Here is a 26,838-nt window from a genome sequence, read left to right on the forward strand (position 1 = left end):
GAACCCCGCGCACGGCTCGCTGCGGGTCCGCTGCGGGTCGCCCGCCCGGCACCGTCAGCGCGCGGGTTAACGTCGACATGTGCGATTCGGCGTGTTGGGGCCCTTGGCGGTGTGGGCGGCGGACGGGACGCCGGTCCGAGTGCCGGAGGCGAAGGTCCGGGCGCTGCTGGCGCACCTGCTGATCGCCGAGGGCAAACCGGTGTCGGTGGAAGCGCTGGGGTCGACGCTGTGGGGCGGTCAGCCGCCGGGAAATCCCGCGAACACGTTGCAGACGAAGGTGTCCGCGCTGCGGCGGGTGCTCGGGCGGGACGTGATCGCCTGGGTGCCGCCGGGGTACGTGCTGCGGGTCGACGCGGAGTCGTCGGACCTGCTGGAGTTCCGGGCGCGGGTGGCGGCGGGTGACCACGACGGTGCGCTGGCGCTGTGGCGCGGTGAGCCGTTGGCGGAGTTCGGGGCCGAGCCGTTCGCGGTCGGGTTCGCGCGGCGGATGGCCGAGGAGCGGCTGACCGTGGTGGAGGACTGGGCGCAGGCGCGGCTGGCGGCCGGGCTGCCGGTGTCGTTGGCGGACGAGGTGGCGCGGCACCCGTTGCGGGAACGGTTGCGCGGCTTGCACATGCGGGCGCTGTTCCTGGCGGGGCGGCAGGTGGAGGCGCTGGAGAGCTACGCCGAGCTGCGGCGGCAGTTGGCGGACGAGCAGGGCCTGGAACCCGGGCCCGAGCTGGCGGCCGTGCACCAGGCGCTGTTGAGCCACGAGGTCTCCCGGCCGCGCATGAACCTGCCCGCCGCGGTGACGGAGCTGGTGGGGCGTGCGGAGGCGATCCGCGAGGTCGGCGCGCTGCTGGGGACGTCCCGGCTGGTCACGCTGACCGGGCCGGGCGGGGTCGGGAAGACGCGGCTCGCGGTGGAAACGGCACGCACCTTGACCGACACCGCCGCCGACGGCGTGTGGTTGGTGGAACTCGCGGGCTTGGACCGCGCCGAACCACCCGGCACGGGCACCGACACCGGCGAGTCGACCGGATCGGCCGTCGCCGAGCAGGTCGCGGGAGCGATGGCCGCGGTCCTGGGCGTTCGTGAAGACGCGCCCGGCGGCTTCTCCCTCGGCATGTCCCACCGGCTGGCCGACCGGGTCGTCGAAGCCGTGCGCGGCCGGGCACTCCTGCTGGTCCTCGACAACTGCGAGCGCCTGGTAGAGCCGGTGGCCAACCTCGTCTCGGCCCTCCTGCGCGCCGCGCCCGACCTCCGCGTCCTCGCCACCAGCCAGGAGCCCCTGGGCCTGGCCGCGGAAGCCGTCTGGTCCGTCCCGCCGCTGGACCCGCCCGATGCGATCCGCCTCTTCACCACCCGCGCCACCGCCGCCGCGCCCGGCTTCGCCCTGTCCCCGGCCAACCAGGACGCCGTCGCCGCGATCTGCCGCCGCCTCGACGGCCTCCCGCTGGCCCTCGAACTGGCCGCCACCAGGGTCCGCGCGCTGGGCGTCGACGCCCTCCTGACCCGCCTGGACGACCGCTTCCGCCTCCTCGCCACCGGCCACCGCGACGCCCCGGCCCGCCAGCGCACCCTCCGCGCCATGATCGACTGGAGCTGGGACCTCCTGACCGGGCCGGAGCAGACCGTCCTGCGCCGGCTGGCCGGCACCGTCGAAGGCTGCACGCTGGACGCCGCCGAGGCGATCTGCGCGGGCGGCGACGTGCGGCGGGAGGACGTGCTCGACCTGCTCACCGGACTGGTCAACCGCTCGCTCGTGGTCGCGCCCGACCAAGGCCCGCAGCCCCGCTACCGCCTCCTGGAGTCGGTCTCCGACTACGGCCGCGAACGCCTCCGGGCGGCCGGTGAGCTGGACGCCGTCCGCGCCCGGCACGCCGAGTACTACCGGTCCCTCGCCGAACGCGCCGACCCCGAGCTGCGCGGCCCCGACCAGCTCGCCTGGCTGGACCGCCTGGACGCCGACACGGCCAACCTCCGCGCCGCCCTCGAACTCGCCCCGGACCTGGCCGAGCACCTCGCCTGGTACTGGTTCCTGCGCGGCCGTGTGCAGGAGGCCGGCCGCCACCTCACCGGCCCGTGGCGGATCGGCTTCCGGGTGCTCGCGGGCGGTTCGGCGGAGCCCTTCGACGCCGACGCCATCACCGACCCGCGTGCCCTGTGGTTCCTCGGCTACGTGCTGTCGACGGTGGGCGACATGTCCACCGCCGAGAAGCTCACCGACCGCGCCCACGCCGAGTTCCGGGCCCGGCGCGACGACTGGGGCGTGGCGGCGGCGCTCAGCGACCGGTTCAGCCAGGCCATGGCCAAGGGCGACATCGACGGGGCACAGGACGCCGCCGAACGGGCCGGCGAGACGTTCGCCGCGCTCGGCGACCGGTGGGGACGGCTCCAGACGGCGTTCGCCCTGGGCACGCTGGCCCAACTGGTCGGCGACTACGACACGGCCACCCGGGTGCACGAGGAAGGCCTGCGGCTGGCCGAGGAGCTCCAGTCGTGGCCCGAGGTGTCGTACACGCTGTCGTGGCTGGGCCGGGTCGCGTTGCTGACGCAGGACTTCGCGCGGGCCCGCACGCTCCACGAACGCGCCCGCCGGCTGGCCGCCGACCAGGGCTTCTCACCCGGCGAGATGTACGCGGAGACGGGACTGGCGCTCGGCGCTCGGCAGGAGGGCCTGCTGGACGAGGCCGAACGGCTGCTGCTGCGCATCCAACAGTGGCACCGGCGGGTCGGCTTCGAGGCGGGCGCGGCGCTGATCCTGGCCGAGCGGGGCTTCGTCGCCGAACTGCGCGGCGATGTCGACAAAGCGCTGAAGCTCCAGGAGGAGGGGCTGCACCTGGCGCGGCAGACCGGCGACCCGCGCGCCATCGCGTTGGGCCAGGAGGGCTTGGCCGGTGCGCGGGCGCTCGCCGGCGAGCACGAGGAGGCCGCGCGGCTGCTGGGCCGGGCGACCGCGCACCGGCTGTCGGTGGGCGTGCCGCTGCCCGAGTCCCAGCGCTGCGACGTCGACCGGATCACCGCCGTCGCCCGGGGAGCGTTGGGCGACGAGCTGTTCGACGCGGCGTTCCAGCAGGGCCTGGACGGTTTGAGCCCAAACGATCTGGACCTCAACGATCGCGGCGATCTAGGCGTAGACGATCTGGGCCTCAAGGATCTGGCACTAGAGGATCTGGACAGTGCCGACCGGTAGTCCGGGCGTGGTGGACAGGTCCATCGGGGACGGCTTCGCGCCCGCCGCCACCAGGTGCGCGCCCAGCGCGGCGATCATCGCGCCGTTGTCGGTGCACAGGCGCGGCCGGGGCACGCGCAGCTCGATGCCGGCCTCGGCGCACCGTTCGGCGGCCAGACCGGACAGCCGCGAGTTCGCCGCGACCCCGCCGGAGATCACCATGGTGTCCACGCCGAGGTCCTGGCACGCCCGGATCGCCTTCGCCGTCAGCACGTCCGCCACGGCCTCCTGGAACGACGCGGCGACGTCCGCCAGCGGGATCTCCTCACCCGCCCGTTCGCGCTTCTCCACCCACCGCGCGACCGAGGTCTTCAAGCCGGAGAACGAGAAGTCGTACTTCGAGTCCCGCGGACCGGTCAGGCCGCGCGGGAACGCGATCGCGCACCCGTTGCCCTGCTTGGCCAGCTTGTCGATCGGCGGGCCGCCGGGGTACGGGAGGTCGAGCAGCCGGGCCACCTTGTCGTACGCCTCGCCCGCCGCGTCGTCCACGGTGGACCCGATCTCGGTGATCTTGTCCGCCAGACCTTCCACCAGCAGGAGCTGCGAGTGCCCGCCGGACACCAGCAGCGCCACGCACCGCTTGGGCAGCGGTCCGTGCTGGAGGGTGTCCGCCGCGACGTGCCCCGCCAGGTGGTTCACGCCGTAGAGCGGCTTGTCCAGCGCCGCCGCGTACGCCTTGGCCGCCGCCACGCCGACCAGCAGCGCGCCCGCGAGCCCCGGGCCGGCGGTGACGGCGATGGAGTGGATGTCGGACAGCTCGATCCCGGCCTGCTCCACGGCCCGGCGCATGGTGGGCACCATCGCCTCCAGGTGCGCCCGCGACGCGACCTCGGGCACGACGCCGCCGAACCGGGCGTGCTCCTCGACGCTGGAGGCGACCTCGTCGGCGAGCAGTTCCAGCGCGCCGTCCGGGCCGAGCCGGACGATGCCGACGCCCGTCTCGTCGCACGAGCTCTCGATACCGAGGATGAGCCGGTCAGTCACGGTTCGCGGGCCTTCCCATCGTGTACGCGTCGGCGCCCGACGGCTGGTAGTAGCGGCGGCGCAGGCCGAGGTGCTCGAAGCCGTGCGCCAGGTAGAGGGAGATCGCGGGCGCGTTGTCCGTGCGGACCTCCAGGAACACCGGCAGTCCCTGCTCGTCCGCTTTCGCCAGCAGGGTCCGCAGGAGCGTCCGGCCGACCCCGCCGCCCTGCCGGTCGGTGACCACGGCGATGGTGAGCACGCTCGACTCGAAGTCCGTGAGGCCGAGGCCGGCGTACCCGATCAGCTCGCCGTCCGCGTACGCGCCGACGTAGAAGTTGCCGTTGTCCAGCTCGCTGCGGAACGCGTTCTCGCTCCACGGGTCGTCACCGGGGAACAGGGCGCGCTCGATCTCGGCGCACCGCGCGGCGTCCTCGTGGCGCAACGGCGCGATGGTGACCATGCCGGTGCTCATCTCGTCACCCGCTTGCGGCTCGCGGGTTCGACGGCGTCGGGTCGGCGCAGGTAGAGGGGGGTGAGGGCGGCCGGGCGGGCGCCGGAGAGGAGTTCTTCGGCCGCGGCGGCGACCAGGGAGGCCGGCGACGGGTAGGTGGCGTCGACCACGGGCAGGTTCAGCACGTCCGCGTAGATCCGCGCGCCTTCGCCGGCGGCCTGGGTGACCGTGGTGAGTTTCGGCGGCACGTCGGCGGGGCGGTCCACGTGCGGGCCGTCCGTGCGGCGGCCGGCGGCGTCGTAGGCGGCCCAGTAGACCTCCTTGCGGCGCGCGTCGGTGGCCACCAGGAGCGGCGTGCCGGTGTGGGCGTCCAGCGCGATGGCGTCCGGCGTGGGCACCGGGTAGACCGGGCGGTTGAGCGCCTGGCCGAGGGCGGCGGCGGTGGCCAGGCCGACGCGCAGGCCGGTGAACGGGCCGGGGCCGGAGCCGACGACGATGGCGTCCAGCTCGGACAGCCGGTGGCCCGCTTCGGCCATGGCTTCCTGGAGGTGGGGCGTCAGCAGCTCGCCGTGCGCCTTGGCGTTCACCGTGACCCGTTGGGCGAGCAGGCGCGGCGGCTGGTCGGGCGTGAGTTCCACGACACCGGCGGTGACCGCGGGGGTCGCGGTGTCCAAGGCGAGCACTAGCACAATCGTCAAGAGTACGGCGTCGAACCGCCTGCGCTCCGGCGAGGCGGGCTCCGTCGCGCGGTCGGCCTCCCGGTGCGGGCGGTCACACTGGACTTGACGTAGGCGTCAAGTCGGAGGATCGGCATCGTGCGCATCGGTGAACTGGCTCGGCGGGGTGGGACGACCACCAGGGCGCTGCGCTATTACGAGTCCCTGGGTCTGCTCACCGCGCGGCGGTCGGCCAACGGGCAGCGGGAGTACGACGAGCACGACCTGCGGCTGGTGGCGGAGATCCGCTCGCTGACCGGCATCGGGTTCGCGCTGGAGGACACCCGGCCGTTCGTGGAGTGCCTGCGGACCGGGCACACCAGCGGCGACGCGTGTCCCGCGTCGGTCGCGGTGTACCGGCGCAAGCTGGCCGAGCTGGACGAGTGCATCGCCCGGCTGGAGGACGCCCGGGAACGGGTGCGCGCGCAACTCGACCAGGCCGAACAGAGGAGCCGTCCGTGCAGACCCTGACCGACGAGACGTTCACCGAGGCGACCCGGGACGGCGCGGTGCTCGTGGAGTTCACCGCGAGCTGGTGCCCGCCGTGCCGGATGATCGAGCCGGTGCTCGCGGAGCTGGACCGCGAGCTGACCGCGGTGACCTTCGCCAAGATCGACACCGACGAGCACCCCCGGACCGCGCGTGATCTCGGGGTGATGGGGATGCCGACGCTCCAGCTCTACCGCGACGGAACGCTCGTCGCGCAGATCGTCGGCGCGCGCCCGAAGCAGCAGCTACTGGCGTGGCTCGAACCACACTTGTGATGCACGGCGCGCGGGCGGCGGCCAAGGTGGGCAGATGCTGCTGCCCGCCTTGGCGACGACGCCCGCGAAAGTGGCCCTGCGCTTCCCCGGCCACGAGCTGACCTACGCCGAACTCGCGTCGCAGGCCCGTGCGGTCGCCCACGGGCTGGTGGGCAGGCGGCGGATCGCGGTGTGGGCGCGGCCGGACGTCCGGACGTGCGTCGTGGTGGTGGGCGCGCTGCTGGCGGGTGTGCCGGTGGTGCCGCTCAACCCGAAGCTCGGTGAGCGGGAACTCGACCACATCCTGACCGACAGCGCGCCTGATCTGGTGATAGACGATCTGTTGCCCGACGGTCTCCCCGTCGATCTTCCCGAGCCGGACGGCGAGGCGCCCGCGCTGATCGTCTACACCTCGGGCACCACCGGTCCGCCCAAGGGCGTGGTGCTGCCGCGCCGGGCGCTGGCGTCGAACCTGGACGCCCTCGCCGGCGCCTGGGAGTGGACCGCCGACGACGTGGTGGTGCACGGGCTGCCGCTGTTCCACGTGCACGGGCTCGGGGTCGGGGTGCTCGGGCCGTTGCGGCGCGGCGGCACCGTGCACCACCTCGGGTCGTTCAGCGTCGGCGCGGCGGCCGAGGCGCTGGAAACCGTCGGCACGATGATGTTCGGCGTGCCGACGATGTACCACCGGATCGCGGCCTCCCCCGAGCACGCGTCGGCGTTCGCCAAGGCCCGGCTGCTGGTGTCGGGCTCCGCCCCGCTGCCCGCGACGCTGCACGAACGGCTCGAAGCGTTGACCGGCCAGCGGGTGGTCGAGCGGTACGGCATGACCGAGACGTTGATGAACACCAGCGTGCGGGCGTCCGGCGACCGCCGTCCGGGCACGGTGGGGCCGCCGCTGGACGGGGTCGATGTGCGGGTGGTCGGCGAGGAGCCGGGCGAGATCGAGGTGCGCGGGCCGAACCTGTTCCTGGAGTACCTGAACCGGCCGGACGCGACCCGCGAGGCGTTCGCGGACGGCTGGTTCCGGACCGGCGACCTGGCCGTGGTCGAGCCCGACGGGTACCTGCGGATCGTGGGGCGGCGGGCGACCGACCTGATCAAGAGCGGTGGGTACAAGATCGGCGCGGGCGAGATCGAGAACGCCCTGCTGGAGCACCCCGGCGTGGCCGAGGTCGCGGTGACCGGCGAGCCGGACGACGACCTCGGCGAGCGGGTCGTCGCGTGGGTGGTGGCGACCGAAGTCCCTTCCACCGCGCAGGACCTGGCAGATCACGTGGCCCGGCTGCTGACACCGCACAAGCGGCCGAGGGTGGTCCGTTACGTGGAGTCCTTGCCGCGCAACGACATGGGCAAGGTGCTGAAGCGGGAGCTGCGGTGAACCCGCTGGGCTGGCCGGGGTACGAGGCGCAACTGGAGCGGGCGCGGGAGCGCACGGGAGGCACGGAGTCCGTGGCGTGGCAACGGAACTCCGATGCCGTCGTGATCACGTTCGACTTCCGCTTCCTGGGCGGTTCGGTGGGCACGGCGACCGGCGCGTTGATCGAGGAGGCGTTCACCACGGCCCTCGCGCACCGGTTGCCGGTGGTGTCGCTGATCGCGACCGGCGGCAGCCGGATGCAGGAGGGGATGTTGTCGCTGCGCCAACTCCAGCGCGTGGCGCGGTTGTGTGCGACGCACCGGGAGGCAGGGCTGCCGCACGTGTCGGTGCTCCGCGACCCGACGACCGGCGGCCTGTGGGCTTCACTCGGTGCGGGCGCGGACGTGGTGGTCGCGGTGGTTGGGGCACAGGTGGGTTTCGCAGGGAGCCGGGTGCGTCCCGCCGACGATCCGGCCTACACGGCGGAGGGTCAGTTCGCCGCCGGGACCGTGGACGTGGTCGTGTCCCCCGACGAGGTGGACACGACCGTGACCAGGCTGTTGGACCTGCTGACCAGCGGCGACGCGACAGGGTCCGGCAGAGTGCCCGCAGAAGTACCACGCGCGCTGGGCGCAGACCATCACCAGGCAGACCATCACCACGCCGACCATCACCACGCCGACAATCACCAGGCAGACGATCTCCCCGCAGACGGTTGGAGCGCAGTCTGTCGCGCCCGGGCCCATCACCGCCCTCGGGCACAGGCGTACCTGGACGACTACTTCGAGCACCGGATGGCCATCAGCGGCGACCGGGCGGGCGGAGTCGACCCCGGGATGCTGTGCGGCATCGGGAAGAGGGGGGCGCGATCCATCGCCTACGCGGCCCAGACCGGCACCGCCACGACCCCGGCGGGCTTCCGGACCGCGAGCCGACTGATCCGCCTGGCCGGACGCTTGGCCCTGCCGGTCCTGACCTTGGTGGACACTCCCGGCGCGGCCAACGACGCGGCGGCCGAACGAGCCGGTGTCGGCGCGGCCATCGCGGAACTGTTCGGCGTGGTCGCGGAGGCGCGAGTGCCGATCACCACCCTGGTGATCGGCGAGGGCGGCTCCGGCGGCGCGCTGGCGCTGTCGTCGCCGGAACACACGTGGATCACCCCGAACGCCTACTTCTCCGTGATCGCGCCGGAACTTGCCGCCGCGATTCTAAAACGCGACGACATCCGGACACTCGCCGACGACCTCCGGCTACGGCCACAGGACTTGGTGGAACTCGGCGTCGTCAAAGGAATCTCCGGCCGCTGAGGGGTCGGCGACGCGCCCTCCGTATCGGGCCGCATCGGTCTCGACGATCCGAGCGCGGGAGCGCTTCCAGGCACATGAGAGCGCTTCCACACGCTCAGGGCGGGTGTCCACGGGCACGCTCGCGAAGACCGCGATCGTGGTGTGCGGGCGTGCTTCAGGCCGGCAGCTCTCGTCCATTCCACGAGCCGTGCGGCAGGAGGTGGGCCGTGCGGACATCGTCGTCGTGGCGTTCCAGCTTGATCAGCAGATGGTCTTCGGACAGACGTTCTGCCAGCCCCTCACCCCACTCGACGGCCACGACCGCGTCCACCAGGTCGGTGTCCAGGTCGAGGTCGTCCAGTTCGTCCAGGTGCCCGCCCAGCCGGTAGGCATCGACGTGCACCAGCGGCACACCTCGGCCGCCGGGCGCGGGGTCGTGGACGCGGGCGATGACGAACGTCGGTGAACTCACCCGACCGTTGACGCCCAGACCGTCTGCCAGTCCACGGACCAAGGCCGTCTTGCCCGCGCCCAGTGGACCGGCCAGCAGCAGCAGGTCGCCGCCGCGCACCAGTCCGCCGAGCCTGCGCCCGAACTCCTCGGTGTCCTCCACCTTGGGAAGTGTCACGCTCGTCGCCACCACGGCCGCCTGCTTTCCGCCCGTTCGACGGCACTGCGCCGAACCAAGCCGACCAGGTGCCCGGTCACCAGGTCGGGCTGTTCCATCATCACCATGTGGCCCGCGCCGGGCACGCGGACCAGTTCACCGTGCGGCATCTCCTCGGCCATCCGCTCCGCGTGCGAGAACGGCGTCATCCGGTCGGCGTCGCCGCTGATCACCAACACCTCGCAGTGCCGGAGCCCGGCCAGGGCCTTGTACCGGTTGTGCGTGCCCAGGGTCTCCAGGAACTCGGTGAGCACCTGCACCGTGGTGCCGTTGATCATCTGCTCCATCAGGTCGACCAGCGACGCGCTGACGTCGCGGTCGCCGAAGGCCAACGCCCGGATCCCGCTCCACGTCAACGTGCTCGCCCGCCGCCGGACCCACTCCACGAAGCCCGGCTGGAGCCCGGCCAACCGGCCGACGCCCAGCGTGACCGGGTTGTAGCGGGACAGCACCGACTTGGGCAGCCCCACGCCGCCGACCGCGCCCGCCGCCGTGCCGACCAGCGCGACACCCCGCACCCGGTCGGCGAACAGCTCGGGCTGCTGCTCGGCCAGCGCCATGATCGTCATGCCGCCCATCGAGTGCCCGACCAGCACCAGCGGCCCCGTGGGCACGACCGACCGCAGCACCGAGTCCAGGTCGTGCGCAAGCTGCTCGATCGTGCTGGACTCGGCACCCGACCGCCCGGACCGCCCGTGACCCCGCTGGTCGTAGAGCACCTGGCGAACCCTCGGCTCGGCCAGTTGCGCGAGGTCGCGACGCTGGAAGTGCCAGCAGCGCCGGTCCAGCGCGAACCCGTGCACCAGCACGACGGTCAGGTCCGGCTCGCCGCCGTCCGCCGGGTCGACCTCCTCGACCGACAGCGGCACGCCGTCGTCGGCGGCAACCGTCGACTCCCGATCGGGGGTGAGCAGACCAAGTGGTTCGTCTGCCAACGGATCGTCTGCACGCCGATCATTGGAGACCTTCTTCTGGTTCGCCGCGACGCCGACCGCGACACCGGTGGCCGCCGCGCCGAGGATGCCGCCCGCCCAGCCGACGGCCTTCCACAGCGTGTTCACCGGTAGGTCCTGGCCACGCGCGGCCGGTACATGCCGGTGACGATCTCGTAGTCGATGGTCCCGGTGATGTCGGCCCACTCCCGGGCGGTCGGCTCGCCGTGCGCGCCGGTCCCGAACAGCACCACTTCGTCCCCCTCCGCCACGACGTCGTCACCGCAGTCCACCACGACCTGGTCCATGCACACCCGCCCGACCACGGGACGGCGGCGACCGGCCACCCAGACGTGCATCCGGTGGGAGAGGCTGCGCGGCACACCGTCCGCGTACCCGACGGGGACCAGGGCCAGCGTCGTGTCGCTCTTGGCGGTCCAGCTAAGCCCGTAGGACACGGACTCGCCGGCCGGGATGCGCTTGGCGAACGCGACGGAGGAGCGGAACGTCATCACCGGCCGCAGGTCGAACGGCTCGGGCACCGGGTTGAGCCCGTACACCGCGATCCCCGGTCGGACCAGGTCGAAGTGCAGGTCGGGCCGGGTGAGCAGGGCGGCGGAGTTGGCGATGTGCCGCAGCGGCTCCAGCCCGGCGGCGACCGCTTCGCGGTACGCGTCGTCGAACCGCTCGGCCTGGGCGTCCGTGGCGGGATGCCCGATCTCGTCGGCGCAGGCGAGGTGTGACCAGATCGCGTGCACCCGGACCTCGGGCGTGGCGGCGGCCTTCTCCACGAGGGCGCCCCAATCATCTGCCGCACAACCGTTGCGCGACAAACCAGTGTCGATCTTGAGGTGGACGCGAGCCTGCCTACCCACCGAGCGGGCGGCCTCGGCGATCTCGGCCAACTGCCGAACCGACGAGGCGGAGAGGTCGACATCGGCCGCGACACCTGGCGCGTAGTCCGTGCCGACGGGATCCAGCCAGGCCAGCACCGGGGCAGTGATCCCGGCGTTCCGCAGGTGCAGAGCCTCGACGAGCGAACACGAGCCGAGCCACGAGGCCCCGGCCTCCAGCGCGGCTCTGGCAACCTCCACGGCCCCGTGCCCGTACCCATCCGCTTTGACCACGGCCATCGTGTCGGCACCGGGCGCGAGCCCGGCCAGGAACGAGACGTTGTGCCGGAGATTGTCGAGGTCGATCACGACCTCAGCGCGAGGAGCAGCCATAACGCCTTTCATGGTGACACAGCCCTGTCGTACCGCTGTGGTTGGCTATTTGCCGGGGGCCACTTCACACCAGGGGTACGCCCGATCCATCGTGCCCACCCCGCGTAGTCGGCGCTCGGCAGTGCGCGGTCAGGGCGGGCGGGATCAGTCGACGCTCGGCAGTGCGCAGTCGATCAGGGGCGGGCGAGATCAGTCGGCGCTCGGCCATGCGCAGTCGGCCGGGCCGTGCGCGATCAGGCGACGCCCGGTGGCGTGCGACTGGCCAGCGGGGACTGGCCAGCGGTCTGGTTGCGCGTGTGGCTGGTCAGCTCCAGGTCGTGTGCGGCCGGTCGGGCGGGCGATTGCCCCTGAGCCGTCTCTCAGCTTCACGGCCCTGGTTTGTCGTGCCCGGCCGGCAGGCTTGGCCCCAGGGGTGCTCGGGGGCGGAGTGTCGGTGGGGGGTGGGATGGTTGGCGGTTGGTCATCGGGTGGGGAGGGGGCGGACGGCTCGGATTGCGTCCGGGACGGCTGTCAGCAGGGATGTCGCCGGGATGGGGGCGCCGTCGGCTGCCAGTTCCGCGGCGAGCACGTGCACTTTTGCCGCGCTGCCCGCTGCCAGCAAGGGGTCCAGGCCGGCGGCCAGCAGGGCGCCGATCAAGCCGGACAGGACGTCGCCTGAGCCTGCTGTGGCGGCCCACGACGTCCGCGCCCGGTTCACCAGGACGCGGCCGTCCGGGGCTGCGATCACCGTCGCGTGTCCTTTGAGGAGCACTACGGCGTTGAACTTCTCCGCCGCGCGCCTTGCCGCCGCCACGCGGTCGTCGCCTACTTCGCCCGCCAGGCGTTCGTATTCGCGGTCGTGAGGGGTGAGCACCAGTGGGGTGTCCGGGTCTCGGGCGTCCCACAGGTCCGGGTTGTTCGCGAGCATGGTGATGGCGTCCGCGTCCGCGCAGACCGGCACGCCGGCGTCCAGGACCGTGCGCAGGACGTCCTCAGCTCCTAGGCCCGTCCCCAGGCCCGGCCCTGCCACCCACGCCTGGACGCGGCCCGCGTCGGTGATCGAGCCGGTGCAGATCGCTTCGGGCCAGCGGGCGCGTACGTCTTCCGCCGCGGCGCCTGCGTAGCGGACCATGCCGGACGTCGCCAGCAGGGCTGCGCCGGTGGTCAGGACCGCCGCGCCCGGATAGGTCGCCGAGCCGGCCGCTACGCCGGTCACGCCTTGGGTGTACTTGTCGTCGGTGGGGCCTGGCACGGGCCAGGCCGTGCCGACGTCCGACACTTCCAACTCGCCCAGGTCCGGGCCTGCCAGTTCGGGGGTCAGGCCGATGTCCACCAGGCGGACGTCGCCGCAGTCGGCCAGTGCGTGCACCGGTTTCAGGCAGCCGAACGTCACGGTGACCGCCGCTTGCACTGCCGGGCCGTTGACGGCTCCGGTGTCCGGGTCCACGCCGCTCGGCGAGTCGACGGCCAGGATGGGCGCGTTGAGGTGGGCCACGTGCTCGGCCGCGTCCGGGCGTAGCGGGCCTCTGCCGGACAGGCCGACTATGCCGTCGATCGCCAGGTCGACCTCGCCGAGTCGGTCCACGATCCGGCCGCCTGCCCGGCGGAAGGCGGCCAGGCCCTCGGCGTGCGCCCGGGGTGGGTCGAGCAGGACGGCCGAGACGGCGATGCCCCGTCTGCGCAGGTAGTAGCCGGCCCAGAGGGCGTCTCCGCCGTTGTTGCCGGCGCCTACCAGGAGCCCTACGCGGCGCCCGCCGTTCAGCACTTCCAGCGCGACCGTCGCCACGCCGAACGCCGCCCGCCGCATCAGCGAGCCGGCGGGCACCCTCGCCATCACCCGGTCCTCGGCCGTTCTCACCCGCGCAGTGGTCCACAGTCCCCGCATAGCGGGACAGCCTGCCCGTTGCGTGACTTCGGCGCACCGTCCCGGGACGGCGTGTCGGGGGCGACTGTTGGGTGGGCGATCGTCTGTCGGCCAACCTACTTTCTTGTTGGTCGGCAGATCGTTGGTGGTCAGACGGATTATTCGACCGTCACGGACTTCGCCAGGTTGCGGGGCTTGTCCACGTCGTAGCCGCGGCTGCGGGCGATCTCCGCCGCGAGCACCTGCAACGGCACCGTGGACACCAGCGGCTGCAGGAGGGTCGACACGGCCGGCACCTCGATCAGGTGGTCTGCGAACGGTCGGACGGTCTCGTCGCCCTCTTCCGCGATCACGATCGTGCGGGCGCCGCGGGCCTGGATCTCGCTGATGTTCGACAGCAGCTTCGAGTGCAGCACCGCGCGGCCCTTCGGCGACGGCATCACCACGACCACCGGCAGACCTTCTTCGATCAGCGCGATCGGACCGTGCTTCAGCTCGCCGGCCGCGAAGCCCTCGGCGTGCATGTACGCCAGTTCCTTCAGCTTCAACGCGCCTTCCAACGCCACCGGGTACCCGACGTGCCGGCCGAGGAACAGCACGGCCTTCGAGTCCGCCAGCTCACGCCCCAGCGCCCGCACCTGGTCGACCGTCCCGAGCACCCGCTGCACGGCGTCCGGCATGGACTCCAGGTCGTGGAACTCGCGGCCCACCTCGTCCGGGTACTTGGTGCCGCGCGCCTGCGCCAGCGCCAGACCCACGAGGTAGTTCGCCGCGATCTGCGCCAGGAACGCCTTGGTCGACGCGACCCCGATCTCCGGCCCGGCGTGCGTGTACAGCACCGCGTCCGACTCGCGGGGGATCTGCGCGCCGTTGGTGTTGCACACCGCCAGGACCCGCGCCTTCTGGGCACGCGCGTGCCGCACGGCTTCCAGGGTGTCGGCGGTCTCACCGGACTGCGACACCGCCACCACCAGCGTGTCCCGGTCGAGCACCGGGTCGCGGTAGCGGAACTCCGAGGCCAGTTCCACCTCCACCGGGAGGCGGGTCCAGTGCTCGATCGCGTACTTCGCCACCAGGCCCGAGTGGTACGCCGAGCCGCACGCCACCACGAAGACCTTGTCCACGTCCCGCAGGTCCTGGTCGGACAGGCGCTGCTCGTCCAGCGTGATCCGGCCGTCGCGGAAGTGGCCGCGCAGCGTGTTCGCCAGCGCCTCGGGCTGCTCCTCGATCTCCTTGAGCATGAAGTACTCGTGGCCGCCCTTCTCGGCGGCCGACAGGTCCCAGTTCACCGTGAACGGCTTGGCCTCGGCGGGCTCGCCGGTGAAGTCGGTGACCGCGTAGCCGGACCGGTCGATCACCACGACCTGGTCCTGGCCGAGTTCGACGGCCTCGCGGGTGTGCTCGATGAACGCCGACACGTCCGACGCGACGAACGTCTCGCCCTCGCCGACACCCACCACCAGCGGCGACGAGCGGCGGGCGGCGACCACGGTGTCCGGCTCGTCGGCGTGCGTCACCACGAGGGTGAACGCGCCTTCCAGCCGCCGGACCACGGCGCGCACGCTGGCCGCCAGGTCGCCCTTCGTGTCGCCCTCGTCGTAGGCGAACGCAATCAGGTGCGCGGTCGTCTCCGTGTCGGTGTCGCTGCTCATCTCGACGCCGCGGGCTTCGAGTTCGGCGCGCAGGGCGGCGAAGTTCTCGATGATCCCGTTGTGCACCACGGCGACCCGGCCGGTCACGTCGCGGTGCGGGTGCGAGTTGCGGTCGATGGGCGCGCCGTGCGTGGCCCACCGGGTGTGGCCCATGCCGGCGGTGCCGGCGAACCCCTCCCGGCCGACCTCGTCCAGCCGGTCCTCCAGGTTGGTCAGCCGACCCGCCTTGCGCTCCACGGCGAGACCGCCGGTGCCGTCGAGCACGGCGACGCCGGCCGAGTCGTAGCCCCGGTACTCCAGCCGCCGGAGCCCGTCGAGCACGACGTCCAGCGCCGGGCGATGGCCCACGTATCCCACGATTCCGCACACGCCGCACAGCGTAACCAGACCAGAGGTCTCACCCGAAAGGGCCACTTCACGACGTTTCCGCAGGTCAGCACATCAAGTGGTGTAGACCAATCAAGGTGTGCGGTGCGCCACCTCGATCGACTACCGTTCACCCGGTGAGCGGCTACTCGGCGAAGCAGGTGCTCGACCAGCTCAGCAAGCCCGGCGGGCACCCGGTGCTGCGCGGCGACCTGGCCCTGGTCGGCCTGCCCGGCCTGGTCTACACCCCGGCGTCGGGCCTCGGACTGCCCGCGGTGGCGTTCGGGCACGGCTGGTTGCAGCCGGTCAACCGGTACCGGGCGCTGCTGCGGCACCTCGCGTCGTGGGGCATCGTCGCGGCTGCGCCGGGCACGCAGCGCGGGCCGCTGATGTCGTCCCGGCTGCTCGCGGGCAACTTGCGGACCACGTTGGACATCTGCACCGGGGTGCGGCTCGGCGAGGGCGGGATCAGCGTCGACCCCGAACGGCTCGCGGTCGCCGGGCACTCGATGGGCGGCGGTTCCGCGGTCCTCGCGGCGGCCGACGACGAGCGGGTGCGGGCCGTGGTGACGTTGGCCGCGTCCGAGACCCGGCCGTCGGCGCTCGACGCCGCGCGGCGGGTCGGCGTGCCGGGGCTGCACCTCGCGGCGGGCGAGGACCGGATCGCGCCGCCGGTCGGGCACGCCGAGGCGATCGCGCAGGCTTGGCTCGGGCCGGTGCAGTTGCGGATGTTGCCCAAGGCGAGTCACCTCGGGTTCGCCGAGGGGCGGCACTGGAGCGAGTTGCTGCTGGACGGCAAGGGTGAGCGGGCCGCGCAGAAGGTGGCCAGGGCGATGGTGACCGCGTTCCTGCTGCGGATCCTCAAGGGCGAGAAGAAGTGGGACGTCCTGCTGGAGGACGACGTGAAGGGTGTGCCGCTGCTCTTCCAGCGCGGAGCGCTCGCCCGCCGCTGACTCGGCTTCGCCGCCGACAGCGGTCCGACGATCAGTGGGCCGACAGTCAGCAGGCGGACAGTCAGCAGGCCGACGATCAGTGGGCCGACGATCAGTGGGCTGATGGGTCGAATGTGGAACCGGCCCCCGCTTCGACCTGAGTCGGGGCGGGGGCCGGTTCGTCGCCGGTCAGGTCAGCCAGCTCTGGCCGCCGAAGTCGTCGTCATCGTCCACCGGCGCGGGCCTGCGTGGGGCGGGACGGGCCGGGGGTGGCGGTGGCGGCGGGGCTACCGGGGGCGGGGGTGGTGCGGGCGGTGCGGGCGGGGTTGCCGTCGGGCCTGAGACCCAGCCCGTGCCGGGGGGCGGGGCCTCGTAGGTCGATTCCTCGTCCTCGGTGCCGAAGCGGAACTCGCCGCCCTTCTTCTCGGTCGCCGCGGTCGTGCCCCAGCCGCCGGCCGCCTTCTGGCGCTTGCCGGCCTCCTGGATGCGCTCGATCGTCTTCTCCGCGATGGCCGCCTGCTTGTTCAGGCTGTCGCCTGCCTTGTCCCGTGCCTCACGGGAACGGCGTTCGCGCAGTTCACGGCGGTCGGCGTGTTCCCGGGAGATGTCGTCCATGCGGCTCTTCGCCGCCGCCAGCCGGTCGGACGCGACGCTCATCGGCCCTCCTCGCCCAGCACGCCTTGCACGCGGCTGAGGTTCACATCGTCGTCGAACAGCGAACCGGTCGTGCGCCACTGGCCGGGGCTGCGCTCGGTGTCGCCGCCCTGCTGCTGGCCGCCGCCCGCCATGCCGCCGCCCATGGGTGGCATTCCGCCGCCCATCATGCCGCCCGTGGGTGACGCGGCGGCCGACTGGCCGTGCGCGTCCTGCATGGACGGCAGGCTCGCCGAGCCCGCCTGGCCCGCGGTGGAGGCGTTGGTGTCGGCGGCCAGGCCTTGGTCGGCGGTGTTCGACGGGCTGCTCCACGTGCTGTCCGAACCGGACGGGCTGCCGCCCAGCACCGAGTCCGCGCCGTTGAAGCCGCCCGAGCCGCCGCCGAACACCGACGCGCCGGACGTGGTGGTGGTGCCGCCCGAGTCGGTGGACGCCGCCGCGGCGAAGCCCTGGTCGAACTGGCCCGTGAACTGGGCGGACGCGGGCTGGAACTGCGGCGACTCGAACTGCTGCGGCTGGAACGGCTGCGACTGGAACTGCGGCTGGGCCTGCGAGGGCTCGGTGAAGCCCGGCGCGAAGCCACCGCTGTCGGGGGCCGGCATGGTGGTGAAGGCAGGCTCGGCCACGCCGGGCGCGAAGCCCGCACCGCCGGGCGCGTTCGCACCCGCGGGTTCGGTCACGCCCGGCGCGAAGCCGGGATCGGCGATGGCGGGCTCGGTGAAGCCCGGCGCGAAGCCCTGATCCGCGATCGCCGGCTCGGTGAAGCCCGGTGCAAAGCCCTGATCCGCGATCGCCGGCTCCGCGAAACCTGGCGCGAAGCCCTGGTCCGGTCGGGGTTCGGCGGCGCCGAAAGCGTTTTCGGGCTGGCCGATCAACGGGTCTGCCTGGGCGGGCATCGTGGTCACGCTGTCGTCCAGCGTCAGTGGGTCCGCCTCGGCCGGCAGTGGCACCGCGTCGTCCATGCCCGGGATGCTCGGCGTGCCCTCGTCCGCCTTGTCCTCGCCGAATTCGACGCCGTACTCCTCGGGGGTGCCGTCGCCGTTGTCGACCGTGAGGTTGATCTCACCGGTCAGCGGGTCGACTTCAGCCGTGATCGACAGGCCGTCCGCCTCGATCAGCGCCTTGCCGTCGGCGCCCGCCTCGATCGGGATCGCCCCTTCCGCGCCGCCGCCACCGCTGATCGCCGCGCCGGGCGTGGTCGGCGCGGCGGGAGCCGCCCCCGGCGTGCCCGGTGTCGCGGAGGTCGCGCCGGCCAGTGCCGTCGCCAGGGCCGCTCCGCCGTTCTGGCCGGTCAACGCCTTCAGCGCGTCGGGGTTGTTGCTGAAGTCGACGTCGTAGGTCTTCGGCTCGGTGGTCGGCGTGTCGACGGTGATCTGCACGTGGCCGTTCTCGTCCGGCTCCGTGATCTTGATCTCGTTGTCGCCGCTCTTGATGGTGACGGTCTCGGGCTCTTCCTCGCCCTTCACGCCGTCCGGCTTGCCGTCGCCGTCCTGGTCGTCCGGCTTCCCGTCGCCGTCCAGGTCGTCCGGCTTCCCGTCGCCGTCCAGGTCGTCGGGCTTGCCGTCGCCGTCGGTGTCGCCCGGGATCTTGACGTCGTCCGGCTTGCCGTCGCCGTCCTTGTCCAGGGGGTTCTCCGGCTTCGGGATCTCCGGCACGGGCGGCGGGGTGCCGCCGCCACCGCCGCCGGAACCCGACCCGCCACCACCGGTGCCGGACCCGCCGCCACCACCGGTGCCGTTGCCGCTCCCATTGCCGTTTCCGTTGCCGTTCCCGTTGCCCTCCTTGTCGCCGCCCTTGTCATCGGCGGGCGCGGGGAACGGGTTCTCGAATTCGGCCATGTAGGACGCGAGGGTCTCCCACTTCGCGTCCACGGACGTCTTGGTGTCCGAGCAGCAGCTCTTGAACTGCTCGTAGAGGCCCCAGAACTCGACGTTGAACGACTGCTGGATCCACCGCTTGCACTGGTTGATCGCGTATTCTTTGTTCTCGTCGTTCAGCTTGCAGTCGTCGTCGTTGAGGCGCTCGGCGATGTTGCTGCCCTCGACCACCGAGTCGACCCAGCCGGCGATCTCCCGCACGCGGTCCTTGGAGAACTCGCCCTCGCCGCGCGCGAACGAGACGACCTTCTCCGCCATGTACGTGTCGGCCTTGGCGATCCGCTCCCGGTACATCTCCAGGACCTCGTCGGCCTTGCCCTTGCAGAGCTGGTACACGCCCGAGACGGCGGTGCGGGTCAGGTCGGCCGCGCCGTTCAGGCCGTCACCCAGTTCGGTGATCTTCGGGACGATCTGGTCCGTGTAGTGCTCGTACGACTTGGTGGCGGCCTTGCCCTCCCACTCGCCGTACAGCGTCTTCAGCTTCGCGTCGACGTCCGACTTCATCTCGTCGATCTTCGACTTCGCGGTGCTGAACTCGTCCGCTTCCATCAGCAGCTTGTGGAAGTTGATGCCGCGCTGCTCGTCGTACGGCTTCTGGATGTGGTTGGCGAAGTCCAGGTTGGACGTGTTGCCGAGGCAGTCGCCGGGCCGGTTGTTCCAGATCGGCAGGAACTTCTCGAAGACCTTCAGGCCCGCCTTGCCCGCGTCGAACAGCTCGTCGGACAGCTTCGTGCCGGAGCCGGACGCGGTCGGCGGCTGCTTGCCGTCCAGCGTCTTCTGGCCCTCGTCGACGGCCTTCGTCTGCTCGCGGCTGTTGTAGCCCTTGGTGTCGCTCTCGGCCTTGGCCTCGTCCAGCCGGTCCTGCAGGTTGTCGCCGCGGCCGGCGTGGTCGCCCCAGTTCCAGAAGCTGGAGGTGTCGTAGCGCTCCTTGTAGGCGTCGGCGCCGTCGGGGATGTCCCACGGTGGGGTGGCGGAGACATAGGCGTGCATGAGATCCGCCTTTTTGTCCTCCGACACGTTCGGGTCGTCGAGAACCTTCTGCACGTCGTTCCAGCTCGGGTTGCCCATCAGTACTGGCTCCCCACGTTGCCCGCGTTCGTGGCTTCGACGTCACCGTAGGTGGCCGCGCCGGAGGCGATCTTGCCCGCGAACCCGCCGAGCGTCCCCGACATGTTGGTGATCCCCTTGCCGAAGTTCTCGATGCCGGTCTTGTACTTCGCGAAGTGCTGTTTGTGCGCTTCCCCGAAATCACGCTCGATGGTTTCGGTCTGGCCGACCTTCTTGAGGTCTTCCGCCGTGTCCTTCGCAGCGTCGGAAATGCCCTTCGAGGCTTTTTGCATGGCCTCGGTGCTGGTGCCGTAACCGGCCACGGCGCTTCACTCCCCTCCGTGGCTCACCGCCACGACCCTCGACCGAACTCGTCCGTTACGACGCGACGCTCCGGCGCCCGGTTCCCATGGTGGCACCCGGTGGGTGTGCCGGACGGCCTTTCCGCGCTGCTCCTTGCAGGTGTAAACGGCGATCCCGCGGACGTCAGCCCTGCCGAGGGGGCTGTCCCGGTCCGGGAGGGGGCTGGGGCGGGAAATACCCCTGCGGCGGATTCTGGGGCGGATGACCCTGCGGCGGCTGTTGACCGTAGGGGCCTGACGCGTGGCCCGGCTGTCCCTGGCCCGGCTGACCCTGACCGGGCTGGACCTGACCGGGCCAACCCTGACCGGGCGGGGGCAGTTGGGTGGCCGGCCCGTACTGGTTCGGCGGCTGGCCGTAGGGGTGCTGCGGCGGGTACGGCGGTCGGGCCGCGTTGGACTTGCTCTTCTTGACCAGCACCACGATCACCACCACGACCGCGATGACGACCAGCACGATTCCCGCGAGCGGGATGTAGCCCAGACCCATTCGAGTACCCCCGACCGGTGAGTGTCAGCCCACCGAGGAAACCACACCTGCCAAGCGGCGCGCGGCGGACTCCGCCAGTTCGTGCGTCGACGCCTCCACCATCACGCGGACAAGCTGCTCGGTGCCCGACGGGCGCAGCAGGACGCGGCCGGTGTCGCCGAGTTCCTCGGTCACGGCGGCCACGGCGTCGTTCACCGACGTGTCCCGCGCCACCGCCGCCTTGTCCCCGACCACCACGTTGATCAGCACCTGCGGCAGCCGCCGCATCACGCCCGCCAGCTCGGCCAGCGACCGGCCGGTCTCCGCCATCCGGGACATCAGCCGCAGCGCGGTCAGCAGGCCGTCGCCGGTGGTGGCGTGCGCGGGCAGCACCACGTGCCCGGACTGCTCGCCGCCGAGCGCGAAACCGCCCGCGTGCAGCTCCTCCAGCACGTACCGGTCACCCACGGCGGTGGTGCGCAGCGTCACACCGTGCTCGCGCATCGCGAGGTGCAGACCGAGGTTGCTCATCACGGTCGCGACGAGCGTGTCGTCGGTCAGCTCGCCGGCTTCCTTCATGGCCAGCGCGATGACCGCCATGATCTGGTCGCCGTCGACCTCGTTGCCGTCCGCGTCCACGGCCAGGCAGCGGTCGGCGTCGCCGTCGTGCGCGATGCCCAGGTCGGCCCCGTGCTCCAGCACCGCGGCCCGCACCAGGTCCAGGTGGGTGGAGCCGCAGCCGTCGTTGATGTTCAGGCCGTCCGGCTCCGAGTGGATCTCCACCACGTCCGCGCCCGCCCGGCGGTAGGCGTCCGGCGCGGCGACCGACGCCGCCCCGTTCGCGCAGTCCACGACCACCTTCAGGCCGTCCAGCCGGTGCGGCGTCACCTTCAGCAGGTGCTGCACGTATTGGCCCTCGGCGTCCTCGACCTCCCGCACCCGGCCGATGCCCGCGCCGGTCGGCCGGTGCGCGTGCTCGCCCATCTTGCGCTCGATCTCGTCCTCGACCGCGTCCGCCAGCTTGTGCCCGCCCGCGCCGAACAGCTTCACGCCGTTGTCCGGCATCGGGTTGTGCGAGGCGGAGATCATCACGCCCATGTCCGCGCCCAGCGCCGCCACCAGGTACGCGACGGCCGGCGTCGGCAGCACGCCCGCCCGCAGCACGTCCGCGCCGGACGCCGTCAGGCCCGCCACCACGGCGGCCTCCAGCATCTCGCCGCTGGCCCGCGGGTCGCGGCCCACCACGGCGACCGGGCGGTGCGAGCGGTCGTGTTCGGCCAGCACGCGCGCGGCCGAGGCGGCCACCGAGAGCGCGAGCTCCGGAGTCAGGTCGGCATTCGCCAGACCACGTACGCCGTCGGTGCCGAACAGCCGAGCCATGATCGCCGTGACCTCCGTGATGAACCGCACAACTCCGGGCGTAAAGCACTGCGGGAGCAGCAGTTCGACAAGAACTGGCTGCTCCCGCAGGGTGGTGCTGAGAACGCGACCGTGAGGTCAGCGCTTGCTGTACTGAGGCGCCTTGCGGGCCTTCTTCAGACCGTACTTCTTGCGCTCCTTGACCCTCGGGTCACGGGTGAGGAAGCCGGCCTTCTTCAGCGCCGGACGGTCCTCGGAGTCCACGGCGATCAGCGCGCGGGCGATCGCCAGGCGCAGCGCGCCCGCCTGACCGGTGGTGCCGCCGCCGTGCAGGATCGCGATGACGTCGAACGTCTCCGGCTTCTCCAGCGTGACCAGGGGCTCGCGGATGAGCTGCTGGTGCACCTTGTTCGGGAAGTACTGCTCCAGCGACTTCCCGTTCAGGGTGAACTTGCCGGTGCCGGGCAGCAGGCGCACCCGGACGATCGCCTGCTTGCGGCGGCCGACGGTCTGCGCCAGGTGGTGCGCGCCCGCGCTGAGCACGGGGCGGACCACGGGCGCGGGGGCGGGCTCGGCCGCCTCGTCGGTGTCCGTGGCGTCGGTGTCCGCGGCGCTGGTCTCGGCGGCGTCGGCTTCGACGGCCTCCGGGGCCTCGACGTCGGCGGGCTCGACGACGTCGGCCTCGACCGCGTCGACCTCGGCCTCAGGGGTGGTCACGTCGTTTTCCTCGGTGTTCGGCTCGGTCACTGCGCGACCTTCTTGATCTCGAACGGCTGGGGCTGCTGCGCCGCGTGCGGGTGGGTCGGGCCCGTGTAGACCTTGAGCTTGCCGGCGATCACGCGGCCGAGGCGGTTCTTGGGCAGCATGCCCTTGATCGCCTTCTCGACCAGCCGGTCGGCACGGGTGTCGAGCACCTCGCCGAACGACCGCTGGCGCAGGCCGCCGGGGTGGCCGGAGTGCCGGTACACGAACTCCTGATCGCGCTTGTTGCCGGTCAGCGCCACCTTGTCCGCGTTGATGATGACGACGAAGTCGCCAGTGTCAACGTGGGGGGCGTAAGTCGGCTTGTGCTTGCCGCGCAGCAGCGTCGCGGCCTGGGTGGCGAGCCGACCGAGCACCACGTCCTGGGCGTCGATCACGTGCCAGGCTCGGGTCACCTCGCCGGGCTTCGGGCTGTACGTGCGCACGGGTCTACCTCGTCGTCACTTGCGTCTGGGGTCATTGCGGCGGCTTGCTCAGGCCAGACACCCCAGGTGGGCAAGTGGACCAGAACACGGGGTACGCGAGGGCGCACCTGGTACCGCACAACAACGTAGGAAGATACCGGTTGGGGTGTGGCCGGTCAAAACGGCCCCCTCTTACCGGCTTCGAGCCGGCGGTGGGAACACGTGCGCGGACCCCTCGGGCCAGGCCCTCCTACCGGTTTCAAGCCGGCGGCGGAACACGTGCGCGGGCCTCGGGCCACCCCTCCCGCCGGCTTCGAGCCGGCGGCCGAACACGTACGCGGGCCCCCGGGACCAGGGGTGGTCCGGGGGCCCGCGAGGTCACGCGGTGACGCGGTTCACCAACGCGCGGTGTTCTTGGACTCCGCGGCGCTGTAGGCGTCGTTCGCCGAGGCGACGGCGGTGCCGATCGCGGCGAGGACCTGCTGGATGTCGGCGGCCGAGTCGTCCCACTTCTTCTGGATGACCTGGTAGGCCTCGGACGTGCCACCTTCCCACTGGGCGATGACCGGGGTGAGGCGGGACTTCAGGTCGTCGAGCTGCTGCTGGACCTGGCTCGCCTGGCTGCTGATTTCCGAGGCGGCGGCACCGAGGGCGCCGAAGCTGACCTGGATCTGGTCGTTCATGATCTCCCCTTGGAGGTTAAGACGCAATTTCGACGGGAATTACGGCAAAGCGGTGAGGCGGGCGAGCAGAAATCGCCGGACTATCAGCTACCGCCGAGGCGGCCCATGATGGTCGACATTTCCTGCGCCTGCTGCTCTTCCTCCTGCACGTAGGTCTGCGTGGTGCCGCTGATCTGCTCGGCGATGCCGACCAGGGCCTCCTGCAGCTTGGCCGCGTCGTCGTTGAACCGGGCCATGAGCGAGTTGAAGGCGTCCGCCGCCGTGCCCTTCCAGGCGCCGCTGACCGTGTCGATCGTGTTGCGGAGCTGGTTGAGGACAGCCTGAACGCTTTCGTTCGTGTTCATGACGTCCTCGGAAGCGCGCATGAGCTCCGGGACACCGGTTGCGTAACCAGTCATTGGGTGTAACCCCCTAAGTCGGCGAGATCAGGTCGTACGCCCCTTCTCGGTTCGTACGCCTCTTCCGACGCAGACCCTCCCATGATCGGTTCCACCCTGTCGCGGCTTCTCGGGAAGTAGTTGCGCTAGTAAACGGGCCGGGTGGCGATCCGCCGTCAGTAGAGGATTCGCGCTTGCGAAAAGTCCTCGTCATCATCCCTGTCCGGCGGGAGTTGACCGCTCGGGCCGGCGACCGCGCGAGAACCGAGCGGCACCGCCGGCGGCGCGGTATTTGCATTCGCGTCCGTTCGCTTCTGCGATTCTTCGGGCGCGAGGAGCTCCGCGCCGGTCGGCAGCCGCTCCACGGGCAGCCCCCGGTGCTCCCGGAAGCCGGTCGCGACCCGCTGGACGTCGCCGGGGGTCGGGGCGTGCCGCTCGGGCTCGACGCGGCGGCTCCTGGCCTGTTCGGCGAGTTCCCGGTTGCGGTCGCGCTGGGCGGCGTTCCTCGCACCCGCCGCGGCGGCGGCCCGGCGGCCTCTGGTCACGGCGGCGTCGAGGTCCGAGCGGAACCGGGCGAAGGCCTCCGGGATGCCGGTCATCAGTCTGTCCCCACAAAACTCAGTTGGTCACGGTCAGCGTGCGGACCACGCGCTCGCACGCCGGGCGGACCCGGTCCTCCCCGGACGGGGGGTACTGGCAGCCGACGCTGACCTGGGCGTCGCCCTGGAACAGCACGTACCAGTCGATGGTGGCCGAGCCCGCCTCTTCCCGGTAGTAAACGACATCCTTGCCGCCGAAGCTCGCGGAAGCGTCGAAACCGGACAGGTTCGCGCCCTGGTCGTATTTGGCGCGCAATTCGGTTTCGGCCCGTTGCCGGTTCGCGGTCGAGTCGTAGACGAGCTTCTGCTCGGTCACCGAGATCACGTCGTCGGTCGACTCCGGGGTTTCGGGTTTGAGGAACACCTGCCGGGTCTCGGCAATGCCCCCGGTCTGCACCCAGCCTTCCGGCGCGGTGAAGCTGTAGTCGTACTGGGCGATCGTCTTGCCCGCCGGCGCACTGGTCGCGGTGGTGCCGGGCGTGCCGCCGCTGTGCCTGGTCAGCGCGTACGCCACCGAGCCGGCGACCACCACGACGAGCGCGACCGCCACGCCCGCCACCAGCGGCGTGCGGTTCTTCGGCCGGGTCGGCGGCGGGGCGGGCGGCGGGAAGTACGCCGGCCGCGGGAAGCCGGCCGCGGGCGACGGGGCCGACGTGATGCGGCGGGTGAGCTTGCGGGTCGCGTCGTCGGTGATCTTCCGCGTCAGGTCGCCCTGGTCGGGCAGCGCGCCGGTGCGCATCGGGTCGACCGTCACCGCGCGCAGCGCGCCCCGCGCCACCACGGTCTCCGGCTGGTCGATGCTGGTCGGCACCACGCCGGTCCGCTCCAGCACCAGCCGGGCCACCAGCGGGATCCGGCTGGAGCCGCCGACCAGGAACACGCCGGCCAGTCCGCGCGGGTCCAGCCCGGCGTCCCGCACGGCCGTCGCCAGCAGCGCCGCCGCCCGGTTCAGCGGCGTGGTGATCAGGCTCTCCAGGTCGGTCCGGGTCACGTGGGCGTCGGGGAACGGCGGTGGCATCGGCACGTCGGTGTAGGAGTGTCGGGACAGCGTCTCCTTCGCGCCCCGCACGTCCTGCCGCAGCACGCGCCGCTTGCGCCGGTCGGCCATGCCGCGGCCCTCGACCAGCTCTTGCCACGCCTCCGGGTCGCCGGGCGAGACCAGCGAGCCGACGTGCTCCAGCAGCGCCTGGTCGACGTCCGCGCCGCCGAACGTCGGGTCGCCCTTGGTGGCCAGCACCCGGAACGCGTCGCCCTGCCGGGCCACCACGCTGGCGTCCACGGTGCCGCCGCCCAGGTCGAGCACGGCCAGCGCCGCGCCGTCCGGGATGGCGTGCGTCGCGGAGTGGAACACCGCCGCCGCGACCGGCTCGGGCACCAGCCGCAGGTCCTGGCCCAGCCCGCGGGCGGCTTGGAGCAGCACGCGGGTGCGGATCGCGCCCCAGTCGGCCGGGTGGGTGAGCACCAGCAGGTCGACCGGCGCGCCGCCCGCGACGTGCCGGGCCTCGGTGACCACGCGGGTGAGCACCGCCCGCACCACGTCGGCGACCGGCAGGACGGTGGAACCCAGCAGCAGCTCGCCCTCGTCGACCCGGCGCTTGGGGTGCGGCTCGTACCGGGACGGGTCGACCGCCGCCTGTCGTTCGGCCTCCTGGCCGACGAACAGCGTGCCGTCCGGCGCGGCGTACACGGCCGAGGGCAGGATCGGCTGGCCGTCCACCACGACCACCTGGGGCTCCCGGCCGTTGACCGAGATGGCGACGCAGGTGCTGGACGTGCCGAAGTCGACCGCCACGCGCAAGGTCATCGGTCATCCCCTCGTTCGCCGGGGTCGGCGTGCCCGCATATGCATACCGGATCGTGCCGCCGGGACGCTTCGCCGGGGAAGGCGGTGCCCGCG

25 protein-coding genes are annotated in these 26,838 nt (G+C 72.0%); 6 read left to right on the top strand and 19 right to left on the bottom strand.

The window, feature by feature from the left end; genetic code table 11:
• Positions 1-79: 79 nt before the first annotated feature.
• Positions 80-3,175: a BTAD domain-containing putative transcriptional regulator gene (locus tag ACQPZF_RS38710; RefSeq protein WP_433265704.1), complete on the top strand. Its 3,096-nt coding sequence runs from the start codon at positions 80-82 to the stop codon at positions 3,173-3,175.
• Here ACQPZF_RS38710 and tsaD read toward each other — a convergent pair.
• From tsaD to tsaB, 3 genes are read right to left on the bottom strand one after another with little or no spacing between them, the layout of a single operon-like run.
• Positions 3,146-4,198, bottom strand: a complete 1,053-nt coding sequence (gene tsaD / locus ACQPZF_RS38715) for a tRNA (adenosine(37)-N6)-threonylcarbamoyltransferase complex transferase subunit TsaD (protein ID WP_433265706.1) — start codon at positions 4,196-4,198, stop codon at positions 3,146-3,148. The genes ACQPZF_RS38710 and tsaD overlap by 30 nt on opposite strands.
• The gene (gene rimI, locus ACQPZF_RS38720; protein WP_433265708.1) at positions 4,191-4,649 is read right to left on the bottom strand and encodes a ribosomal protein S18-alanine N-acetyltransferase; all 459 of its coding nucleotides are present in this window, start codon (positions 4,647-4,649) and stop codon (positions 4,191-4,193) included. Before rimI ends, tsaD begins: the two co-directional genes overlap by 8 nt.
• Complete coding sequence (gene tsaB / locus ACQPZF_RS38725) at positions 4,646-5,317, bottom strand: tRNA (adenosine(37)-N6)-threonylcarbamoyltransferase complex dimerization subunit type 1 TsaB (RefSeq protein ID WP_433274918.1); 672 nt, start codon at positions 5,315-5,317, stop codon at positions 4,646-4,648. The genes rimI and tsaB overlap by 4 nt, the downstream gene beginning before the upstream one ends.
• Before the next feature lie 126 nt (positions 5,318-5,443).
• Between tsaB and ACQPZF_RS38730 the strand changes: the two genes are divergently transcribed.
• The 4 genes from ACQPZF_RS38730 to ACQPZF_RS38745 are packed head-to-tail and all read left to right on the top strand — an operon-like array spanning position 5,444 to position 8,754.
• Positions 5,444-5,815, top strand: coding sequence for a MerR family transcriptional regulator (locus ACQPZF_RS38730; RefSeq protein ID WP_433265710.1), 372 nt, complete (start codon positions 5,444-5,446; stop codon positions 5,813-5,815).
• Positions 5,803-6,108, top strand: a complete 306-nt coding sequence (locus tag ACQPZF_RS38735; RefSeq protein WP_433265711.1) for a thioredoxin family protein — start codon at positions 5,803-5,805, stop codon at positions 6,106-6,108. The genes ACQPZF_RS38730 and ACQPZF_RS38735 overlap by 13 nt, the downstream gene beginning before the upstream one ends.
• A 34-nt stretch (positions 6,109-6,142) precedes the next feature.
• Positions 6,143-7,468: an acyl-CoA synthetase gene (locus tag ACQPZF_RS38740; protein WP_433265713.1), complete on the top strand. Its 1,326-nt coding sequence runs from the start codon at positions 6,143-6,145 to the stop codon at positions 7,466-7,468.
• On the top strand, positions 7,465-8,754 hold the full coding sequence (locus tag ACQPZF_RS38745; RefSeq protein ID WP_433265715.1) for a carboxyl transferase domain-containing protein: 1,290 nt from the start codon (positions 7,465-7,467) through the stop codon (positions 8,752-8,754). Before ACQPZF_RS38740 ends, ACQPZF_RS38745 begins: the two co-directional genes overlap by 4 nt.
• 154 nt (positions 8,755-8,908) lie before the next feature.
• Here ACQPZF_RS38745 and tsaE read toward each other — a convergent pair whose 3' ends face one another.
• From tsaE to glmS, 5 genes are all read right to left on the bottom strand, one after another.
• Positions 8,909-9,361, bottom strand: a complete 453-nt coding sequence (tsaE, locus tag ACQPZF_RS38750) for a tRNA (adenosine(37)-N6)-threonylcarbamoyltransferase complex ATPase subunit type 1 TsaE (protein WP_433265717.1) — start codon at positions 9,359-9,361, stop codon at positions 8,909-8,911.
• The gene (locus tag ACQPZF_RS38755; protein WP_433265719.1) at positions 9,358-10,461 is read right to left on the bottom strand and encodes an alpha/beta fold hydrolase; all 1,104 of its coding nucleotides are present in this window, start codon (positions 10,459-10,461) and stop codon (positions 9,358-9,360) included. Before ACQPZF_RS38755 ends, tsaE begins: the two co-directional genes overlap by 4 nt.
• Positions 10,458-11,558 carry an alanine racemase gene (gene alr / locus ACQPZF_RS38760; protein ID WP_433265721.1) on the bottom strand — a complete coding sequence of 367 codons (1,101 nt, stop codon included), beginning with the start codon at positions 11,556-11,558 and terminating at the stop codon, positions 10,458-10,460. Before alr ends, ACQPZF_RS38755 begins: the two co-directional genes overlap by 4 nt.
• A gap of 460 nt (positions 11,559-12,018) precedes the next feature.
• Positions 12,019-13,422 carry an NAD(P)H-hydrate dehydratase gene (locus ACQPZF_RS38765; RefSeq protein ID WP_433265723.1) on the bottom strand — a complete coding sequence of 468 codons (1,404 nt, stop codon included), beginning with the start codon at positions 13,420-13,422 and terminating at the stop codon, positions 12,019-12,021.
• Positions 13,423-13,559: 137 nt separating this feature from the next.
• On the bottom strand, positions 13,560-15,422 hold the full coding sequence (gene glmS, locus ACQPZF_RS38770) for a glutamine--fructose-6-phosphate transaminase (isomerizing) (RefSeq protein WP_433265725.1): 1,863 nt from the start codon (positions 15,420-15,422) through the stop codon (positions 13,560-13,562).
• A gap of 134 nt (positions 15,423-15,556) precedes the next feature.
• On the opposite strand from glmS, the gene ACQPZF_RS38775 reads away from it, so the two are divergent.
• Complete coding sequence (locus ACQPZF_RS38775; protein ID WP_433265727.1) at positions 15,557-16,372, top strand: dienelactone hydrolase family protein; 816 nt, start codon at positions 15,557-15,559, stop codon at positions 16,370-16,372.
• Positions 16,373-16,540: 168 nt separating this feature from the next.
• On the opposite strand, the gene ACQPZF_RS38780 is transcribed toward ACQPZF_RS38775, so the two are convergent.
• The 11 genes from ACQPZF_RS38780 to ACQPZF_RS38830 all read right to left on the bottom strand — a co-directional run bounded on the left by ACQPZF_RS38780 (position 16,541) and on the right by ACQPZF_RS38830 (position 26,745).
• A complete protein-coding gene (locus ACQPZF_RS38780; protein ID WP_433265729.1) occupies positions 16,541-17,008 on the bottom strand; it encodes a hypothetical protein in 468 nt (155 codons plus the stop codon).
• Positions 17,005-19,950, bottom strand: a complete 2,946-nt coding sequence (locus ACQPZF_RS38785) for a WXG100 family type VII secretion target (RefSeq protein ID WP_433265731.1) — start codon at positions 19,948-19,950, stop codon at positions 17,005-17,007. Before ACQPZF_RS38785 ends, ACQPZF_RS38780 begins: the two co-directional genes overlap by 4 nt.
• Positions 19,950-20,252: a hypothetical protein gene (locus ACQPZF_RS38790; RefSeq protein ID WP_433265733.1), complete on the bottom strand. Its 303-nt coding sequence runs from the start codon at positions 20,250-20,252 to the stop codon at positions 19,950-19,952. Before ACQPZF_RS38790 ends, ACQPZF_RS38785 begins: the two co-directional genes overlap by 1 nt.
• Before the next feature lie 163 nt (positions 20,253-20,415).
• Positions 20,416-20,778 (bottom strand): hypothetical protein, encoded by a 363-nt coding sequence (locus ACQPZF_RS38795; protein WP_433265735.1) that lies wholly within the window; start codon positions 20,776-20,778, stop codon positions 20,416-20,418.
• Positions 20,779-20,802: 24 nt separating this feature from the next.
• Complete coding sequence (gene glmM / locus ACQPZF_RS38800) at positions 20,803-22,137, bottom strand: phosphoglucosamine mutase (RefSeq protein ID WP_433274920.1); 1,335 nt, start codon at positions 22,135-22,137, stop codon at positions 20,803-20,805.
• Between the two features lie 117 nt (positions 22,138-22,254).
• Positions 22,255-22,833 (bottom strand): 30S ribosomal protein S9, encoded by a 579-nt coding sequence (gene rpsI, locus ACQPZF_RS38805; protein WP_433265737.1) that lies wholly within the window; start codon positions 22,831-22,833, stop codon positions 22,255-22,257.
• 26 nt (positions 22,834-22,859) lie between these two features.
• Entirely contained in the window at positions 22,860-23,303 is a 444-nt protein-coding gene (gene rplM, locus ACQPZF_RS38810; RefSeq protein WP_121009749.1) for a 50S ribosomal protein L13, read from the bottom strand.
• 374 nt (positions 23,304-23,677) lie between these two features.
• The gene (locus tag ACQPZF_RS38815) at positions 23,678-23,965 is read right to left on the bottom strand and encodes a WXG100 family type VII secretion target (protein ID WP_433265739.1); all 288 of its coding nucleotides are present in this window, start codon (positions 23,963-23,965) and stop codon (positions 23,678-23,680) included.
• 83 nt (positions 23,966-24,048) lie between these two features.
• On the bottom strand, positions 24,049-24,363 hold the full coding sequence (locus ACQPZF_RS38820) for a WXG100 family type VII secretion target (RefSeq protein WP_433265741.1): 315 nt from the start codon (positions 24,361-24,363) through the stop codon (positions 24,049-24,051).
• A 155-nt stretch (positions 24,364-24,518) separates the two neighbouring features.
• Positions 24,519-24,941 carry a hypothetical protein gene (locus ACQPZF_RS38825; protein WP_433265743.1) on the bottom strand — a complete coding sequence of 141 codons (423 nt, stop codon included), beginning with the start codon at positions 24,939-24,941 and terminating at the stop codon, positions 24,519-24,521.
• A 19-nt stretch (positions 24,942-24,960) separates the two neighbouring features.
• Entirely contained in the window at positions 24,961-26,745 is a 1,785-nt protein-coding gene (locus ACQPZF_RS38830) for a type VII secretion-associated protein (RefSeq protein WP_433265745.1), read from the bottom strand.
• Positions 26,746-26,838: the final 93 nt, after the last annotated feature.

Origin of the sequence: Actinosynnema sp. CS-041913 (assembly GCF_050942485.1) — a bacterium.
In the GTDB taxonomy this organism is placed as follows: domain Bacteria; phylum Actinomycetota; class Actinomycetes; order Mycobacteriales; family Pseudonocardiaceae; genus Actinosynnema.